We start from the raw sequence: 17,248 nt of genomic DNA, 5'->3' as shown, positions 1-17,248 counted from the left end.
ACAGTAGGCGCGGATCGGCGGTTGACCAAAAAGTCGGCGTGAGGTGCCGGAAACCGATATCTCGGCAGGGCACTTCTTGGTCGTCGGCGGTTTCGCATCTACAGTTTTTGGACTCCCCCTCGCCCTCCTCGGTCTGCGGCCCTGGGCTTCTGCATGCCCACTTCCGGCCCGCGAGGACTCCTGCGCGAGGGGGCTATTTCCCTCCGCGTTTCCGCACCCGAATCGGGGTTCCTCTTTGCCTTTTTCCCTTCACCAGGGCGACGCTCTGGCCGTTCTCTCCGGCCTTCCGGACGGCTGCGTCGACTCTGTCATCACCGACCCGCCGTACAACAGCGGAGGGCGGACCGCGAAGGAGCGCACCACGCGCTCCGCGAAGCAGAAGTACACCTCGGCCGACGCCAAGAACGACCTCGCCGACTTCACCGGCGAGAACATGGACCAGAGGTCCTACTCGTTCTGGCTGACGCAGATCATGACCGAGGCTCACCGCCTCACCAAGACCGGCGGGACGGCCCTGTTGTTCACCGACTGGCGCCAGCTCCCGACGACGACGGACGCGATCCAGGCGGCCGGATGGCTGTGGCGCGGTGTCCTGGCCTGGCACAAGCCGCAGGCCAGGCCCCAGAAGGGCCGGTTCACCCAGAACTGCGAGTTCATCGTCTGGGCCAGCAAGGGGCCGATCGATGGCTCCCGCAACCCCGTCTATCTGCCTGGCATGTACTCGGCTTCGCAGCCCTCTGGCGCGAAGCGCCAGCACATTACGCAGAAGCCGGTCGAGGTGATGCGCGAGCTGGTCAAGATCAGCCCCGAGGGCGGCACGGTCCTCGACTTCTGCGCCGGCTCCGGCTCCACGGGGGTGGCCGCCCTGTTGGAAGGCCGGGACTTCATCGGCGTGGAGAAGACCGAGCACTACGCGTCGATCGCGGCCGACCGGCTCACCGAGACGATCCGCGCAACCCTCACGCAGGACGACGTGGTTCTCACCGCCTGAGCCGCGTCCTTGCCCGTCGCCAAGGCGACCGGCTCCCACCGCAGCCGTTGGCGAAATACCGCCGGAGGAACGTGCAATCGGTTGGCGGCGCCGCGCGAGGGCGCCCCCGCACTTCCCTCATTCCGCGTCTCGTAGGAGGCCGAACTTCTCAATGCCCGAATCCGCAAAACCTGCCATTGAGGGGGAGTTGGAGTCGATTCGTATTCCGGATCCACAGCTGGAGGGAATCGAGGCGAGCGTGCGGCGGCTCATGGAGCAGTCGGCGCAACAGGCTCAGCAGCTCGACCACCTGGCGTCCGCCCCGTCGCCGAGTGGATCACCGTTCGCCGCGTTCGGCATGTCGGGACTCGGCGGCCCGCCGGCCGCCGCTCCACCGGAGCCCCGCCCGATCCTGGAACTGGACGGAGAGGAACGCGAGGACGAACTCGACGCCCTGTCCGACTGGGTCGACGACTTCTTCCTCCCGGTCTACGGGGCGGAGGTCACCACCGCGGCGCCCTGGTGCCTGCAGTGGCAGGAGCACGACGACGTCGTGGCCTGGCTCCATGCCTTGTGGCTCGCCTACCAGCAGCACAAGGACCCCGAAGCCGGGCTCTCCGGTCTGTTCGTGTGGCACCGGGACTTCCTCACCCACGCCGTCGCGGCGATCCGCGCACCCGGCGGCCCGCTGTCGGCCTGCATGACCTCTCCCGACCGGCCCGCACACCGTCTCCTGCCCGGTCCGCCGCCGTCCGTACGGACGGAGACGGCGGCCACGGCGGAAGCCGCTGACCAGGACGAGCCTGCGTCATGACCGCGGGACAGGGACAGCCCGCCTTCGGACTGAGCTTCGATCCGCGCGCGCTGACCGATCTCCTCCAGGCCCCCAGCGACATACGCGACCTCACCCTTGCCTACCTGCAGGAAGTCGTGAACGCGCAGCGCTTCGGGCTGCGCCTCGACGGTGACCTGGAGGGCTGTCGAAAGCTGTTCGTGGACTCCCGCAAGGACTGGCGCGTCGTCTACGCCGTCCGGCCGGCGCCCGCGGAGTCCGCCCACCGCAAGGAGATCCACGTCGTCGCGATCCGGCCGCGCGCGGGCAACGACGTCTACGACGAGGTCGGCCGCCGTCTGGGCATGACTCGCCGGCCGCTGAGCGCCCGCACCCACGCGGCACGCTCCCGTTCCCCGCAACTGGCCGCCCGCGCGCCCGCGCTCCCGCCCGGTCCGCAGCCCACCGCTACGCCGGGTCTGCCCCGTCCAGCACCGAACCCCGCGCACTATCCCACCCGTTGAACGCACGGAGCGTCGCCTATGCCCCCTGAACCCGCGCCGACACCCTCCCGGCGTGCGGTCTCCCCGCTCGACCATCGCCTTGAAGCCGCCACCGGGCACGGCATCGACAGAGGGCGGCGGCCGCCGTTCAACGGCGCCGTGCGTCACCCCCTCTCGTGAGCACCCCCCTTGAGGAGCCGGGCCATAGTGTGGATCTCGGTGTCGGGTAGGAAATCCGCGCGTACCCGCTGCCGGGCCCGCTCACCCAGGGCGTCGGTGTCCATGCCGCCGTGCAGAGCCGAGATCACCAGGTCCGCGAAACCCGGCAGGTCGTGGGGGTCGTCTACGAGTAGCCCGGTCCGTCCGTGGGTGACCTGGGCCCGGATGCCGCCGACACCCGCGGCCACGACCGTCCGTGCCTTCCACATCGCCTCCGTGACGGTAAGCCCGAACCCTTCGGCGAGGCTCTTCTGCAGGACCACCGTGGAAGCCCGCTGGACTGCGTTGACCAGCAGCGCGTTGTATACCAGATCATCCATCGGCAGACAGACCAGCGTGACCCTCCTGCGCTGGGCGGGTGCAAGCCGCAGCCACGCGGTGCGGCAGCGCTCGAACCACAGGGCCTGCTCGGTGTCGTCGGGCACGCCCAGCGGGTCGGGACCGACTAACGCGAGGTGGCCGTCCGCCACATGGTCTGTCACCGCGGCCAGCACCCCGTGCATGTCCTTGAGCCGGTCCCAGCGGGAGACCTGGGTGATCAGAGGCTCTTCGGGGTCGGGCGGCGCTTCGCCGGTCACCTGGGCGGGCGGGCTGCCGCCGTCCGGGCCCGCTGGGGTGCCGCCAGCCAGCCGCAGACCGCAGCGGACCAGGGCACGCCGGACCGTGGCCTGGTCCAGTGGGCGATTCTTAGCGGAGAACGGCGCGATGAACGGCGCCAGGACCGCCGCGCGTCCGTTCTGCAGCCGGTCTGGGATGTGCCACGGCACCGAGAAGAGGGTGCCGTGCGCGCCGTCCAGGAGTGGGGCGAGCAGGTTCCAGGCCCGGTCGGACACCTCGCTCGGCCGGTCGACGCCGACATGACACCGCCAGTACACCCGTACTCCCCGCCGGGTCAGCCGGGGCACCAGTCCCGCCGTCTGGTGGTCGTGCAGCAAAACGACGTCCCCGGGCCGGACGAGGCTGGCAAGCCTCTCGCCCGGCCCGCCCAGGGCGGCGAGATAGGCATCGCGTTCGGCCGGTCCCAGCTGACCGCCGTCGCCCGTACTGCCGTACAGTGCGAGCCCGAGCCGCTTGGTTAGCGTGAAGAAACCGGTGTCGCCGCCGACGACCGCCCACCGTGCCCGCAGCCCCAGCATCCGGTACAGGGGCAGCAGCGTGTGCAGCATCTCCGCGACGCCGCCGCCCGCGCCGGTGGAGTTGACGTGCCACAGGGTTCCGCCGCCCAAGGATTCACGGAGCGCCGCCGCAGCGGTGTGCAGCCGCGCCGTGCGCTCAGGGCCAATGAGTGCCTCGAAGCCGGCGAGGTCGAACGGCAGCGGCGTCGGCTGGAGCGTCAGCCCGCCCTCGGCCACGGCGCTCACCCGGCCGCCTCCTGCACCCGCTCCTTGAGGAGACCGACCAGCATGTGGTTCACCGACAAGATTGCGTCCTCGAAGTGGAAGTTATTGTCATTTGCCCCGGTCTGCCCAGGGAAGCGCGAGGTGCCAGGCACCACCAGGCAGATGTCCGCCAACTCCCGGCAGCGTCCACCCGAGCCCTTGGTCATAGCGAAGGTTTGGGCACCGGCCGACCGCGCCACCTCCAGCGCTCGAAGCACGTTCGGGGAGTTCCCGCTGCCGGAATAGGCCATGACGAAGTCGTCGAGTCCCGCACGGCCCGCGAGCTGAGAGGCGAACATGAGGTCGGACCCCACGTCATTCACCAGCGCGGTCAGTTCCGCCGCGGAGCCGCACAGGTTCACGAAGTCCAGCCGCGGGACCCCGGGGGAGACTGGGCGCGACTTGTCCTCGGAGACGAAGGGGTGTACCCGGAAGTCGGCATACGCGTGATCGAGCGTGCCAGCGTTGCCCCCGTTACCCAGGGCGTAGACCGTCCCGCCCGCACGGTAGGTGCGGAACAGTTCCTCCGCAGTGCGAACCACGTCCTGCGCCGGGAACCGATCCAGGACGCAGCGCTGTTCGTCCAGGTAGAGCCGGACGGCCGCGGCCATGTCCCGGTCCGCCGTCATGCCCGCCCTCCCGGGTGCTCCGCAGTGATCCGCCCGTCGGCTCGTCCAGTGTCGTCGGCCCAACGCACGACGTCGTCGAGTTCGGTCGTGGAGACCTCCACGGACGTGTACGCCTGCTCCGCGACGACCCGGTGCAGTGTGTCCGGCGGTGACGTCCAGAACGTGCCCGCCGTGTGGCGGGTCCAGGCGGCTGACGGTACGGCGACCGGGGTGCCTGGGCCGTCCGGTGCAGGGACCCCGTTGAGTACCTCGGCCACCCCGTCCACCACGTAGTTCGTCTCCGTCTTGCGCCGGTGCGACTGGAGCGAGGAGCGGTGCCCCGCCTCCATACGGATGCGCTTCACCACGTAGCCACAGTCTGGCGCGTTCTGCGTGTACCAGACCTCGGACCCCCAGGGCTTGGTCACGGTGTAGTCGCTCAGATCGTGACACGGCTCAGGTGCGTCCGGCCATACTGGGCGTGCCCTCTCCGGCAGGCACCCGGCCTCCAGCAGCAGCGCGTCCCCGGGGCCCGCTGCGGCGCATGCGAAGACGCTGCCCGGTGGGGCGTGCCAGCCCTCCAACGGGGTGAGGACCCGGTCGTGGTCCCCTCCACCCTGGACCAGCCGGACCGACCCTGCGAAGACGAGGAACGTGCGGTATCCGGCGAACGGGGGGCGCGACGTCAGGGCGCCGTCCGGCCGCAGTCGGTGTTCGACGAAGAGGTAGCGCCGGACGGTGTCGGAGGCGACCAGGTCACGGCTCGCCACCGGCGTGAAAGGGGAACTGCGCATGGTTACTCTCCTGCTCACTCGCGAACGGGACTCGGTCCGGTCAGAGTTCAGGGCTCCACTTGGGCGAGACGCTGCGCGCACACCCGCAGGCCGTCCTCCCTCCTCAGGGAGCGGTACAACTCACGGGCCGCTCGGTAGTGCCCGCTCGCCTCCGCGGGACGTCTGCCGTCCTGGGCCAGTACGCCCAGGTGCAGCCGGATACCGGCCGTCGACAGTCGGTCGCCGAACGGCTGTACCAGCACGAGGGCGCGCTCACACCCGCGTACGGCGGACATCCGCGCGCCGCGCCGGTGGTCGAGGACCGCGTCGCAGTGCACCAGGAGCCCGCGCAGCCGCCAGTCCAGTTCGAAGCCCTCCATCGGCTTGGCCGTCCGCGACAGCGCCCGCGCCTCGCGGTCCCGGCCTGCGACGATCCGCTCCCTGATCCGGGCCACCGCCACCAGCGCGCTGTTGCGGACATCACCGAGTTCGCGGAAGACGCCGTCCGCACGGTCTAGGAGCGCCCTTACCCGGGCCGCCTCCTCCGCCTCCAACGCGTCCCGCGTCCGGCCGCTGCCGGGGCCCACGCACGGTCCGGGGGTCCAGCCAGCGTCGTCCAGCGCGAGCAGCGCCTCGTTCGACAGGGCGAACGCCTGCCCCCGCTGCTCGCCCGCGGCCTCGAACAGCGCGGTGGCCTCACGCAGGCACTGCACTCCGGTGTCCGTGTCGCCGCGCAGTGCAGCGCATTCACCGAGGATCTCCAGCGTCCACGACACGCCCCGGGCGTCCGCGATGCCCCGGGCCGTGTCCAGTGCCTCCCGCAGTCGTTCCTGGGCGGCCTGCGGATCCCCCCAACGCATCTGCACCAGGCCCAGGTTGCTGCTCGCGTCGATGACACCGAACGGGTCGTCCAGCGATTTGAACAGGTCCACCGACTGTTCCAGCCGCTCGACGGCGGTGTCCTTCGCCCCGAGTTCACGGTCAATCTCCCCCAGGTTGCGCAGCACCGCGGCGCGCGCCCGGTCGGCATCCAGCCGCTCGGCGGCTTCGAGACCGGTCTCCGCGCAGCGCGCGCCGACGTCCCACAGACGCAGGTTCTCCAGGGCGACGCTGCACGCGTCGGACAACTCCCAGCACAGCTCCCACGCCCCGATGTCCCGGCATCGGGAGACGACCGCAGCCAGCGGCTCGCTCTCCAGCCGGAACCAGCCGAAGGGGTCGGTGATCGCGAGCTGCTCGCTCTCCGCGTCAAGCGGATGGCGAGGGGCGTCGGTCCGGCCCTGGTGGCGCACACCAGAGGGATGAATGGCCCGGTCAGCGAGGTCCGCCATCGCCAGGTAGGCCGAGGCGAGCCGGACGATGGCTGCGTCACGGTCCTTGCGGGTCAACTGCCGCTTGGCCTGTTCCCGGGCGAACTCCCGCACCAGGTCGTGCAGATAGAACCGGGACGGCTGGAGCCCTCTCGTCCGCACCAGCTGGGCCCGGCTGAGGACACCCATCAGCTCCTGCGCCTCCATCAGGGAGCAGCCGCACAGTGCAGCCACCGACCAGTTGGACCACTCGTCTGCAGGATGCAGCCCCAGCAGGTCGAAGGCATGGCGGGCGGGTTCGGTCAGATGCTCCCGGCTGAGCGCGACACTCTGCTCGACACTCAGATCGCCGAACGTCAACTCGGACAGCAGCCGGTTCTCGGCGCGCTGCCGGGCAAGCCGCCCGAGGAACGAGGTGATGGGCTGGGAGCCGTCCACCAGCCGGCCGCTCAGCACGCGCAGTGCCAGCGGGAGACCACCGGCGACGTCGGAGAGCTGGCGGGCGGCCTCGGCCTCCTCCTCGATCCGCTCCCGGCCTAGGACCCGGGAGAGCAGGTCCAGCGACTCCGTCACGGACAGCCCGTCCAGTCGCAGGCGCAGGCTCGCGGCCAGCCCGCCCAGCGGGTCGCGGCTGGAGATGAAGGTGACGCACCGTCCGCTGGCCACCAGCAAGGGCCGGATCTGCTCCTCGCCGTTCGCGTTGTCGAGGATGATCGCGGAACGCCGGCCGGACATGATTGAGCGGAACTCGCGGCTGCGTTCCATCAGGCCAGCCGGGATACGGCGTTCGTCCATCCCTAGGTCACGCAGCCAGCCGCCGAGAACGTGCCGTGCAGTGAGGGGGTGAGGTCCGTAGCCCTGGAGATCTACGTAGAGCTGGCCGTCCGGGAACCTTGCGATGACCTGTTCGACGGCGTGGATGATGAGCGAGGTCTTGCCGATCCCGCCCGGCCCGCAGATCACCCGTATGTCGGCCGTGGGCCCGCCACGCCGCCTGGCCGGTGCGCTGAGTAGGGCGATCTCGTCGGCACGGCCCACGAAGTCGGGTAAGCCGGCCGGGAGCTGATGCGGGACGGGCGCACCTGGCGGGGAGTCAGACGAAGCGGACGGACCGGCCCCGGCTGGCGCGGCCAACAATTCGGCGAGCGCGCCGGCGACGCCCGCCGCCGCCAAGCCCCACCAGGAGTGGTTCTCCAGCCCTGCCAGGACAGAACCGGTAGCGGCCGTCCCCACACACAGGGTCAGGGTGGACGCGCGCCTCAGGCTAACCACGTACGGAGCACCCTTGGTGAGCCCGAACGACTCCGTGACCGGAGTGCCGTCAGGGTGCCGGGATGGGACACACGTATCCCCTGCAAGATCGCCCCCCCGTGCTCTTGCCGCCGCACCAACCGTTCCTTGCGCTGCCGACGCCCGACGATGATACGGAGCCCGTGGTAGACCCGTCCATACGTCGTGTTGTGGGATGTATGTCTCCCGGACGGGCGAAGCTGGAGCCTTCCCCCTGGCGGTCGCCGGGGATGCGACGGCAGGTGTATTTCGGCAGCCGGCCCGTGACTTCTTTCCCCGTACCGACGGACGGACCCAGCCGTCACCGCAGCGGCCACGCCGCGCTCGACCGGTGCGCGTGCAGCGGGTAGCGGATAGTTGACGGTCTGCTGGGTCGGTCGCCGCCCGGTGGACGTCTCAGATGCGTCGTCACCCACGGGCCGGCTCCATGTAGGCACGGTCGGCGAGGACGGGGACGCCTTGGCGTTCGCAGATCCGGATGATGCGGTGGTCGCGGGCTGCGGTCAGATCGTAGGCGCGGCCGCAGGATCGGTCTCACGCAGCACCTTGAGCAGTCCCGGTGCACGGTTGGCGAGCAGACTGATCACCGCAGTGGCGTAGGCGTGGGCGGTGCCTACCGAGATACCGAAGCCGTTGGCGATCTGCGCAAGGGTGTCGTGCTTGCGCAGGTATGTCAGGCCGACGAGCGCACGCTGGTGCGGCGGGAGCTTGCAGCAGCGGTCACCGCTGCCCGCGATGGCGCAGTCCTGGCTCATCCACCGCGGCTGCCCGCACGATGCCACCGGCCTCGATCCGAGCTGGGCCCGCCGCCGACTGACGAGGCCACGCGAGCACTGGAGCGACGCCTCGCCGGCGACGGCGACCACTACGCCATGGGCTACTCCTACACCTGGACGCACACCCTGCGCGAGGGCGGCTTCGACAAGGTCGACGACGCCCTGCAGTGGTGCGACGACCGGCTCACCGGCGTGGCCGGCCCTCTCCCGCCGGTCCGCCCGGCAGCCGCCGCCAGCCGCCCGTCCGGTGTGGCGAAGGCCCCTGCCCCGCGCCCGCCAGGCCGTTCGCGCTGAGCGCTCAGCCCGACGCGGGCGGCGCAATATAGCCGACGATCGCCGGTTAGCCAAACCGGCGATTCTCCGGACTCTTATGCAGCCGCCGGGACAACCCCCGCGGCGCCCTTCCACACATTCCCCACGCCTTCACGGAGGCTTCTTCCGCATGCGCTCCACCCGAGTTGCCATATCCGCGGCGATGCTCGGCGCACTCGCGCTGCCGGTGCTGTCCGCCACCACCGCCAGCGCCGCGACCGTACCCACCGCAGCAACCGCCGCCCCCGCCGTCAGCTGCCACAACCTGCCGCCGCTCCCGTACACGGTGCACGCCATGGCCGTGACCATCCGGTCCAAGGCCAGCTCGAAGTCCACGGCGCTCGGCGTGCTCTACAAGAGCCACAAGTTCACCGTTCACAAGAAGAGCGGCAACTGGGTCTACATCACGGACAAGACGACCGGCGTCAAGGGCTGGGTCTCCGGCACGTACGTCTACCGCGACGTCCGCATGTGCCTGGACTAAACGCACTTCAGCACGTCCCGGCAAGCGGCTCATCGCCGAGCACGGGACCCCCCATATTCCCTACGCATCGGCCTATCCAGAACAGGAGGTCCCCATTGTCCGACGGCATGTCCGAGGATTATGCGGATGCCGTGGGCGTGCTCACCGAACGGATCGAAGCACGCTTCGGCATGGGCATGGACCAGTTGAAGGCCGCGGTCGCCGCCGCGCCGACCGCGAATCCCGACGCCACCGACGTCGTCAAGTGGCACAACCTTCTCGTCGAGGCTCAGTCCGTGCTGGAGCGCGCGGAGGACGACCTCCTCGCCGCACTGCAGACCCAGCCCAGCGAGGTCGACGACCCGACGATGGGCCTCGCCCACAGGGTGAACGCGGCCGTCACTGCCCGCGACGGCCGGGCCATGGTGGTGCGATGGCTCCTCGACCCGAACGCCCCGGGGAAGAAGGACCTCGCCGCAGAGCGCCTCGCCCGCCTTCGGCCCCGCACCGGGCCTGCGGTGCAGACCAGCGCCCCCAACCGGCCCGCGGGTTCAACCGCACCGGCGACGGCGTGGCGGTCGGCAAGGGCCGCCCGATGAGCCGGGACAAGGCCACCACCATGGACGCCGACCTTCAGAAGGTCTTCGGTAAGCCGGTCCTCGAGCTGTACGAGGCGGCTGCCGACCACGATGCCTCGCCCGCGCTCGCCCGGGCCCTGGAACTGCGGTCCTTCCTGGCGCTCACCGAGGAGCAGGTCGCCCGCGTCCGCGACCGCGTCCACGCCGACATGGATCCGGACCGCAACCTAGGCGAACTGTCGGCGGACAAGCTCCGCTTCGACGCGCAGTGGCTGGACGCGGCACTGGAGGCCCGCGACGCCTACCGCGCCGCCCTCGGCGAGCTGCTGCGCACCATGCCCCCGCCCGCACAGCAGGCCCGGCCCGTACGAACGGCTCAGCTCAGGGCCACCGCAACCCTGCCCCCGTCTGCCGCCCCGGCACCCCAGCGTGCCGGGGCGGCCCGGGCCCGCCGACCGTGAAAGCCCCCGATTGCCCCACCCCACGTCCACCGACATAGCTGGACGGATCGAGGACCTGTACGGCGCACCGTTCGCCGACCTCGAAGCCCACGCCCAGGACCAGCCGCGCGGCATGCTCTGCGCCCTGCTCGGCATGCATGACGACCTTGCCCTCGCCGAGCGCAGCATCGACTTCCACCGCGACCACCTCGCCCGGCTCATCCACCCCGAACGGCAGATCGGCCCGCACGAGGTCTCCCACCTTCTCGACGGCACCCGCCGGCTCGTCGAAGCCGTCGCCGTCCGCGAGGTCCAGGCCAAATCGGTCGCCGCCGTCCTGCAGAGCCTGGCCCGCGTCCCGGCTCCGACGCCTGTCCCGCCAGCTCCCTCGCCGCCTGCTCCGGTTCCGCCTCTTGCGGCGCCGAGTCCGGCGCACGGCCGCTGACCCGCAGGCGATCCCCCTTTCATTCACCCAGGAGTTCCTCCCTTGGCCATCACCGCTCTGCCCCCTGACACCGACGCCGACATCGCCCGGGTCACCGAGGCCCTCGCCATGATCACCCCGCGCTGGAGCGTGAGGATCCTCTTGGCCCTCTCCGGCCCGCCGCTGCGCTACAGCGAGCTGGCGGCCAAGGTGTCCTGGCTGCAGAACGGCCAGCTCCACCCCAAACTCAAGGCGCTGTGCGACGCCGGACTCGTCGAACGCACCGAACACACCGCACGGCACGTGACCTACGGCTATACCGAACGTGGCGTTGCCCTGCTGCCGGTCCTGCCGATGATTGTTACCTGGGCCGAGGAACACCTGGAGAAGGCGGACCGCCCGCTGGCCGCGATCGAGCAGATCGAGGACAGCCTCACCCTGCTCACCCGGCGCCATGCCGCCGCCATCCTGTGGGTGCTGAAGTCCCGTGAGGAAGTCAGCGGCCGGGCTCTGGCCCGAATCGTGATGCCCAGCAGCGACTGGACCAATATCTATCCGCCCCTGCGGCAGCTCGTCGCCGACGGCCTGGTTGACACCGACGGCATGGGCCGGCCCTACCGGCTGTCCGCGGCCGGCGATGGCCTGGGCCCCGTGCTCGGCACCCTGTCCGCGTGGGCCGCCGGGCAGCCCCTCGACCAGGCGGCCCAGCACCCAGTCTGGGGGCACCCGCAGGCGAAGCCCGCGCCGAGGTCGTGGATCAGCAGCCAGTCTCGGCTCGCCCCCACGGCGTTCCCACCCGCTCGGACACCCCACTCCCCTCCGGCCTGGCACAACGGGGATCTTTTCTCGCACGCTGCGACCGCCCGCCCGAAGGCAGCCGTCCCGGCGGGAGGCCCGCGCCGATGAGCACCCCCTTTACGTCTGCCGAAGCGCAGCGCGCTGTCGAACTGCTTGCCTCGCGGCCCTTGGTCCGTTTGGTCACCGAGATCGACGACAACGGCGCCATACCACCGCGACGGCTGGCCGGCACCCTGCCCGACCTCTCCACGCACCAACTGCGCAGCGCATCCGACACGGCCCGCGCCCACGGTCTCATCCGGATCGCGCCCGGCACCGGTCTGGAACTGACCGAAGCTGGGATGGAGTTGGCCGACCTGTACGACGCGATGGCCCGCTGGGCCCGGCGTCACGCCGTCCCGGCCCCTGTCTGCGAGTTCAGCAGCCGCATTCGGCACGTCCTTGCCCTGTTGGCACGATCGCTCATCACCGAGCGCGCCGACCCAGCGGAGGCGGGCCTGGCCCGTCTCCGCACGCTCCTGATCCAGTGGCTGGCCGACAACCTCCAGGTGGCCAGGGAGTCCGAACCTGAGCCGGTCGCGTGAGCGAAGCGGTCACACCCCGGCACGCACGCCACACCGGCGGGCTGATGCGCAGCATCTACCTGCCCCGCACGACGGACGCGTTGGCGTTCGCGATGTCCACCTACGGCATCCCGCTGCTCGTCCTGGCCACGACGCGCTCCGCCGCGCTGACGGGCGCAGCCTTCGCCCTGGAGTGGATCCCGCGGCTGGCTGCGTTCGGGTGGGCCGGATCGGTTGTCGACCGGCGCGGTGCTGCGGTGGTCTTCCACCTGGCCTCCCTGGGCCGGGCGCTGGCCCTCGCCGCCGGCGCGGTCCTGCTCCACCTCCACCCATCCGGCACCGTCGCGAGCGCGACCGTGATGGTGCTGTCGGCAACGACCGGCGTGCTCACCGAGTTCAGCTATATCGCGGCCGAGACCGCGGGCGCTGCCGCAGGCCACCGAGCAGGACGGCGGGCCCACCGTGTCCAGGCCGTCCTGCTCGGCATCGACCAGACGGCGACCCTGGCCGGTCCGGCGCTCGCCGGGGTGCTCCTGCTTGCCGGTCCGCCGTTGATGCTCGCGGTGATCACCGTGCTCTCCTTGCTTGCCGCGCTGCTTGCCCTGCGCACTCCGCACTCGCCCGTGGCACCGGCCCGTGCGCCGAAGGGGAGGTCCGGGGCCGGACTGCTCACCGGGTGGCGCACCATCCGCTCGCTTCCCGCGCTCGGCTGGCTCGTGACCGGGCTGACCCTGTCCAACCTGGCCACCGGCCTTCTTCAAGCGGCCGGTCCCGTGATCGTTGTCAAGCACTTCGGGCAGTCCACCACCGCAGTCGGCCTCGTCTGGTCCGCCGCTGCCGCAGCGACACTCCTCAGCGTCACGCTCTGCAGGTTTGCGCTCGACCGCCTCGGCCTGTGGCCGGTCGGCGCCGCCTGCGCCGCCCTCGTCTCGCTCGGCTGTCTCGCCGCTGCCCAGGCTCCCGACTACCGGTCCTACCTGGTCCTGGTCGCGGTCCTCATGGCGGGCGAAGGCGGCATGACGGTCGTCCTGCGCACCCTGCGCTCCCGCCTGATCCCTATGGAGAAGTTCGGCAGCACCCTGTCGGCGACCATCCTCATCCTCCTGCTGCCCTTCCCCGTCGCCGGCGTGCTCACCGCGCTCACTCCGCCCGACGCGCTGGGCCACGTCATCACCGTCTGTGCCGCGCTGCAGGCCCTCGGTCTGTTCTGCGCCTTCGCCCGCCTGCGAACCGATCCCGCCCTGCGCACCTGACCCTGCTGCGTCCCCAGCCTGTGGAGAACTTCATGTCCATTGCCGCCCTTGGATCGCACCGCGTGACTGGTTGCACCATCACTACTGGCGCAGAGCACTTGTTCCGCGGCTGCCGTATTCCTGGGCAAGGAGCTCAGGCAACTGTCCCTACGTGGCCCTACAGGCCGCGGGAAATCACTGGCCGGGCCCGGGCCCGTGCGGAATGCTGCAGGCGTGATCGAGCGAGAAGCCGCCGTTCGGGCCGTTGAGGAACAACTGGAACGCGACTATCAAAGGTGGCGGGCTGCGGGTGCGGAGGCACTGCGCATGGCTGTGGTGGACGTCGAGGAGCACGAACTGGTGTGGATCGTCTCCTGGACGTCCGAGGAGTTCGTGCGCACTCGGAATCCGGAGTTCATGCTCGCAGGCAACGGGCCGTACCTGGTCGACCGTGTCGACGGGGGACTGCATCAGATGGGCGTCGTCTCCGCGGTGACCGGGGCATGGGAGGACGACTACCGAGCCCGGATACGTGGGCTCCCGGTGCGCACCGCGGTGGACGATCTACACGATGTGCTCCGCGAAATCGCGCCTACACGCGGACGCATGCATGCTGTGCGGACATTGCGCCAGAGGCTGCCTGTGCTCTCGCCCGCGGAGGCCATCGAGTACGTGAGCGGGTTGCTGAAGGGTGATGCACCCGCCCGCCTCGTGGCCGTCGCCACCAGGGAACTCGTGGAGCCTCTCAACCCAGTACTTGCGGTGAAGACCGTTCTGAGCGGGGCGGCGATCCGAGCCGGTCAGAGACCCGAGGGATGACTGGAAAGCCAGTCGACATGCCGATCGCGCATCTGGTCCCGCTCGTCGGATGTGGTGAGGAAGACGTCGGCGCCACCGTCGTAGGGGTGGTGGATGCGCTGCATGCGGGTGTCGGTGATGAGGATTCCCGCCACCTTGTCGTCGGCGGTATCTCGGAGCAAGTCGTCGACGCAGCCGCGCTGCCAGGGCCGGTGGGCGGCAAAGAGGTGGCAGTACGTGCGGAACTCAGGGTCGGGATCGTCCTCCACCAGCAAGCTCTGCCAATACCCCGTTCCGGGTTTCACTGACGGAACCTCAGCTTCGGTCGTCCAGAGCGGAGTGATGACGTACACGTCCGCACCAGCGAACAACTCATCAAGGACGGTGTTGTAACGCTCCAGGACTACGGTGTACTCGCTCTCGTCCTCGGGATACCGCTTCGACTCCGGCAGGCTGTGAAAACGTACCCAGACATCCCGATACGGGTCACGGAGCCTGTACCCAACCGGAGGGCAACTGAGCCAACGCTGCTGCCACAGCTCCGTCAAATCAGCCTGCTCGTCCCCAGGCACCCGCCGCACTCGTCCCTCTCGCGTACAAACTTACCGACGACCATGATGCCGGGGATCACCCACGAGAGAAACCGACTTCGCAGCTATCACTTCGCCGGCTGCTGACGTAGCCGGTCCAGTCGCGCTTGATGAAGTTCGTCCAGTCCGTCGCGCTGGTCCCGGTGAGGCGGCGAACGAGCAGCGCAAAATGGTATGGCCTCGTTTTGCACCAGCACGGCAACATCGGCCGTGTGATACGCCATCCCCACGAAGATGCCGAGCTGCGGGCCCTGGTTCGCCGCTATGTTACGCCCGAGCAGCGCTACCTGAAGCTCGGCGACAGCATGCTGCGCATGCAAAGTCCTGAGTGCGACCGATTCATGCGAGATCTCTGCGAGGACGCGGGACTCATCACCGCAGATGAGATCGCCACTCTCCTTGAGGGCGGCTGGCGAGAACGGAGAACCGCAGCGTGGCTCGTAGCTGTCTCCCGCCGGACCGAGTTCCGTGAGCGCCTCGGGGAACTCCTGCTGGCCAGCGAGGTCTGCTGTGTTGGGCTGGCCTATAGCGTGGCCCTGGCCAGTTTCGGAACGGCGCGCGACGCTGATCTGCTCGCCGCCTACCTTGATCGCTACCTCCGCCGCCCTGACCTCGCGTACGACCAAACCGTCGTCATGGGCGCTCTCCAGTTCATCGACCTGAACCTTGGAGGTGGTCAAGCCGACCGCTTCCGGGAACCGGGTGGCCTGTGGCAGCAGTGGCTCCAGGACGCACCTCACATGCAGGGCGACTCGGACCCCACTCCCTTCTTCTTGAGCCTCATTCGTCGGCTTTGCGCGTTCGTCGACGAATGCGCCGAGGCGCTATGACCGCCCCCATCTCGTGGTGGTCTCTCTGGGCCATGACCCGCCGCTCTGGGAGTGGTCAGATCTGTGTGCGGGACGCGATGTAGTCGAGCCAGTCGCGTCTGGCGTATCCGGTCCAACGGGTCGCGTTGCTGATGCTGGTGCCAGTGAAGTCGGCGAGGACAGATGCCGGCAGGTCGGTGGCGAGCGCGAGACGAGCGTTGTTACGGCCAGCGCGGGGCGCTATGCCGTGTCGGCGGAGCTTCAAATTGAGGTAGGTGGCTCCGAGAGGGCGGGCGGGCTCCTGGCCGGGGAACAGCCACGGTGTTGTGCTGGCTGTCTGATCGAGCTGCCAACGTGCCTGGCACTGGTCGCGTTGCGCACGGACCAACCGGGCGACCTCGGGCGGCAGCGGAAGACGATGACCTGCGAGGTTGAGCGCCACCATCTCGTTGTCGTCTATGACGTCGCGCACGGTGAGTTCGAGCAGTTTGGTGTGCTGCAGCCCGAAGAGGAGCGTCAGGGCACCAGCCGTACGAACATCGAGAGGCAGAGAATCGTCGCCGAGACATCGGTGCAGCTGCTCGGCCTGCTCCTCGTCCGTCATGAAGACGCTGGGTGCGGCAATGCGTGCCCGGGGAACTACGAGCTCGCCGACAAGGCCCCGACCTCGCGCCCAGGTGACGAAGGCACGCACCTCACGACGTTCTACAGCCCCTTCGTCCAGCCACATCTCGAGTTCTGGCTGCGTGAGTTCCCCGAGAGTGGTGCCGTGCTCGTCGAGCCAGTCGAGCAGTTCCAGGGCCCGGCGCAGTCGCGATCGCATCTGGTGCTGTGTGCTGGCGCGTAGCGGGCGGTGCCGGTGGACCCGGCGGATGCGGTGGAGCAGATACCAATGAGTGAAGGGGGTGACGAGCTGGCGCTGGGGGAGCGGTGCCTGGGCCAAGAGGGCGTCCGCCCAGCGGGGCAGGGCCTCCAATCGTTCGTCCCGCGGCGGCAGCACCGCGGCGACGACGAGGACGTCGCGAATGTAGCGAGTGGTCGGCGTGTTGGGGAGATCGTCGAGCTGTTGGTGGGTGATCTCCTCATCGGAAACGGCTAGCTGGGACAGGAGGGCGGGCACTCCGGCGCGGGTCAGCCAATGCGCCACTCTGCGGGGATGTCCTGCGGCGGCGAGAGCCGAGTGGAAGTTCTGCCGCTGCGCAGGGACCGTTGTGTCTTGTCCACGGAGAGCTTCGGCCAGTTGTTTCGTGGCGAAGCAACGGGTGCACAACTGCTCGCGGAAGATCCTTTCGCTCGTGCCGCAGCGCTGGCACGCATAGGTGAGATCGACTCCGGCGCAGGGTCCGCAGATGCCGTTCCCCGCATCGGTGAAACCGATCAGCGGACGTCGCTCTTCGCACTGAGCACAGGCGCCGGGGCGTGCGCGCACTGCCGCGTAGCAGTGCTTGCAGACCGGGCCCATCGGCCAGTAGGCATGGACAGGACGGTCGTGGAGACAGCGTGCGCATGGGCCCGTAGGGCGGGGACAGCAGCTCTGGCAGAACGGCTTGCCCGCCACCCTGCGCGCGCAGGTCCGGAGCCGGCCGCAGGAGGAGCAGGCGACCGGCGGTGCTTGATAGCAGCGGGAGCACAGATCGGGCC

The 17,248-nt window shown here is 69.6% G+C and carries 18 protein-coding genes and 2 pseudogenes; 13 read left to right on the top strand and 7 right to left on the bottom strand.

From position 1 onward, the window contains the following. Window positions 1-235: 235 nt before the first annotated feature. The 3 genes from ACWD1U_RS23135 (at window position 236) to ACWD1U_RS23125 (ending at window position 2,266) form a co-directional block, all read left to right on the top strand. Complete coding sequence (locus ACWD1U_RS23135) at window positions 236-991, top strand: DNA-methyltransferase (protein WP_112438327.1); 756 nt, start codon at window positions 236-238, stop codon at window positions 989-991. Between the two features lie 250 nt (window positions 992-1,241). Then, window positions 1,242-1,784: a DUF4913 domain-containing protein gene (locus ACWD1U_RS23130; RefSeq protein WP_451110221.1), complete on the top strand. Its 543-nt coding sequence runs from the start codon at window positions 1,242-1,244 to the stop codon at window positions 1,782-1,784. Then, window positions 1,781-2,266, top strand: coding sequence for a hypothetical protein (locus ACWD1U_RS23125; RefSeq protein WP_451110090.1), 486 nt, complete (start codon window positions 1,781-1,783; stop codon window positions 2,264-2,266). The genes ACWD1U_RS23130 and ACWD1U_RS23125 overlap by 4 nt, the downstream gene beginning before the upstream one ends. 143 nt (window positions 2,267-2,409) lie before the next feature. Here the strand turns inward: ACWD1U_RS23125 and ACWD1U_RS23120 are convergent, their stop codons facing one another. The 5 genes and pseudogenes from ACWD1U_RS23120 to ACWD1U_RS23100 all read right to left on the bottom strand — a co-directional run. Next, window positions 2,410-3,825, bottom strand: a complete 1,416-nt coding sequence (locus tag ACWD1U_RS23120) for a glycosyltransferase (RefSeq protein WP_451110088.1) — start codon at window positions 3,823-3,825, stop codon at window positions 2,410-2,412. Next, entirely contained in the window at window positions 3,822-4,472 is a 651-nt protein-coding gene (locus ACWD1U_RS23115) for a D-sedoheptulose-7-phosphate isomerase (protein ID WP_451110087.1), read from the bottom strand. The genes ACWD1U_RS23120 and ACWD1U_RS23115 overlap by 4 nt, the downstream gene beginning before the upstream one ends. Continuing rightward, complete coding sequence (locus tag ACWD1U_RS23110; protein ID WP_451110085.1) at window positions 4,469-5,245, bottom strand: cupin domain-containing protein; 777 nt, start codon at window positions 5,243-5,245, stop codon at window positions 4,469-4,471. The genes ACWD1U_RS23115 and ACWD1U_RS23110 overlap by 4 nt, the downstream gene beginning before the upstream one ends. Before the next feature lie 47 nt (window positions 5,246-5,292). Next, window positions 5,293-7,572: an NB-ARC domain-containing protein gene (locus ACWD1U_RS23105; protein WP_451110083.1), complete on the bottom strand. Its 2,280-nt coding sequence runs from the start codon at window positions 7,570-7,572 to the stop codon at window positions 5,293-5,295. A 563-nt stretch (window positions 7,573-8,135) separates the two neighbouring features. Continuing rightward, window positions 8,136-8,561, bottom strand: a pseudogene (locus tag ACWD1U_RS23100) (helix-turn-helix domain-containing protein); the annotation flags it as partial. Between ACWD1U_RS23100 and ACWD1U_RS23095 the strand changes: the two are divergent. The 9 genes and pseudogenes from ACWD1U_RS23095 to ACWD1U_RS23055 form a co-directional block, all read left to right on the top strand. Beyond that, a pseudogene (locus ACWD1U_RS23095) lies at window positions 8,548-8,894 on the top strand (hypothetical protein); the annotation flags it as partial. The pseudogenes ACWD1U_RS23100 and ACWD1U_RS23095 sit on opposite strands and share 14 nt — an antisense overlap. A gap of 181 nt (window positions 8,895-9,075) precedes the next feature. Continuing rightward, a complete protein-coding gene (locus tag ACWD1U_RS23090; protein WP_451110219.1) occupies window positions 9,076-9,396 on the top strand; it encodes an SH3 domain-containing protein in 321 nt (106 codons plus the stop codon). Window positions 9,397-9,491: 95 nt separating this feature from the next. Further along, the gene (locus ACWD1U_RS23085) at window positions 9,492-9,974 is read left to right on the top strand and encodes a hypothetical protein (RefSeq protein ID WP_451110082.1); all 483 of its coding nucleotides are present in this window, start codon (window positions 9,492-9,494) and stop codon (window positions 9,972-9,974) included. Then, the gene (locus tag ACWD1U_RS23080; protein WP_355821297.1) at window positions 9,971-10,414 is read left to right on the top strand and encodes a hypothetical protein; all 444 of its coding nucleotides are present in this window, start codon (window positions 9,971-9,973) and stop codon (window positions 10,412-10,414) included. The genes ACWD1U_RS23085 and ACWD1U_RS23080 overlap by 4 nt, the downstream gene beginning before the upstream one ends. Before the next feature lie 10 nt (window positions 10,415-10,424). Then, complete coding sequence (locus ACWD1U_RS23075; RefSeq protein ID WP_355727832.1) at window positions 10,425-10,838, top strand: hypothetical protein; 414 nt, start codon at window positions 10,425-10,427, stop codon at window positions 10,836-10,838. Window positions 10,839-10,880: 42 nt separating this feature from the next. Beyond that, window positions 10,881-11,723, top strand: a complete 843-nt coding sequence (locus ACWD1U_RS23070; protein WP_451110080.1) for a winged helix-turn-helix transcriptional regulator — start codon at window positions 10,881-10,883, stop codon at window positions 11,721-11,723. Further along, complete coding sequence (locus ACWD1U_RS23065) at window positions 11,720-12,199, top strand: regulator (protein ID WP_451110078.1); 480 nt, start codon at window positions 11,720-11,722, stop codon at window positions 12,197-12,199. Before ACWD1U_RS23070 ends, ACWD1U_RS23065 begins: the two co-directional genes overlap by 4 nt. Then, the gene (locus ACWD1U_RS23060) at window positions 12,196-13,431 is read left to right on the top strand and encodes an MFS transporter (RefSeq protein ID WP_451110076.1); all 1,236 of its coding nucleotides are present in this window, start codon (window positions 12,196-12,198) and stop codon (window positions 13,429-13,431) included. The genes ACWD1U_RS23065 and ACWD1U_RS23060 overlap by 4 nt, the downstream gene beginning before the upstream one ends. A gap of 213 nt (window positions 13,432-13,644) precedes the next feature. After that, window positions 13,645-14,229: a YrhB domain-containing protein gene (locus ACWD1U_RS23055; RefSeq protein ID WP_451110074.1), complete on the top strand. Its 585-nt coding sequence runs from the start codon at window positions 13,645-13,647 to the stop codon at window positions 14,227-14,229. Here ACWD1U_RS23055 and ACWD1U_RS23050 read toward each other — a convergent pair. After that, on the bottom strand, window positions 14,211-14,780 hold the full coding sequence (locus ACWD1U_RS23050) for a DUF3885 domain-containing protein (RefSeq protein ID WP_451110072.1): 570 nt from the start codon (window positions 14,778-14,780) through the stop codon (window positions 14,211-14,213). The genes ACWD1U_RS23055 and ACWD1U_RS23050 overlap by 19 nt on opposite strands. Before the next feature lie 230 nt (window positions 14,781-15,010). Between ACWD1U_RS23050 and ACWD1U_RS23045 the strand changes: the two genes are divergently transcribed. Next, complete coding sequence (locus ACWD1U_RS23045; protein ID WP_451110218.1) at window positions 15,011-15,628, top strand: DUF6000 family protein; 618 nt, start codon at window positions 15,011-15,013, stop codon at window positions 15,626-15,628. Window positions 15,629-15,683: 55 nt separating this feature from the next. On the opposite strand, the gene ACWD1U_RS23040 is transcribed toward ACWD1U_RS23045, so the two are convergent. Next, window positions 15,684-16,754, bottom strand: coding sequence for a hypothetical protein (locus ACWD1U_RS23040; protein ID WP_451110071.1), 1,071 nt, complete (start codon window positions 16,752-16,754; stop codon window positions 15,684-15,686). Window positions 16,755-17,248: the final 494 nt, after the last annotated feature.

This window comes from Streptomyces sp. NPDC002788 (genome assembly GCF_053592115.1).
Note: the sequence above shows the minus strand (reverse complement) of the source record. Positions and strands in the feature narration are given on the sequence as shown.

Excerpts from the sequence above, each read along its gene's own strand:
- ACWD1U_RS23130 (WP_451110221.1), top strand. The coding sequence starts at position 1,242 with ATGGAGCAGTCGGCGCAACAGGCTCAGCAGCTCGACCACCTGGCGTCC.
- ACWD1U_RS23125 (WP_451110090.1), top strand. The coding sequence starts at position 1,781 with ATGACCGCGGGACAGGGACAGCCCGCCTTCGGACTGAGCTTCGATCCG.
- ACWD1U_RS23115 (WP_451110087.1), bottom strand. The coding sequence starts at position 4,472 with ATGACGGCGGACCGGGACATGGCCGCGGCCGTCCGGCTCTACCTGGAC.
- ACWD1U_RS23110 (WP_451110085.1), bottom strand. The coding sequence starts at position 5,245 with ATGCGCAGTTCCCCTTTCACGCCGGTGGCGAGCCGTGACCTGGTCGCC.
- ACWD1U_RS23090 (WP_451110219.1), top strand. The coding sequence starts at position 9,076 with ATGCTCGGCGCACTCGCGCTGCCGGTGCTGTCCGCCACCACCGCCAGC.
- ACWD1U_RS23080 (WP_355821297.1), top strand. The coding sequence starts at position 9,971 with ATGAGCCGGGACAAGGCCACCACCATGGACGCCGACCTTCAGAAGGTC.
- ACWD1U_RS23065 (WP_451110078.1), top strand. The coding sequence starts at position 11,720 with ATGAGCACCCCCTTTACGTCTGCCGAAGCGCAGCGCGCTGTCGAACTG.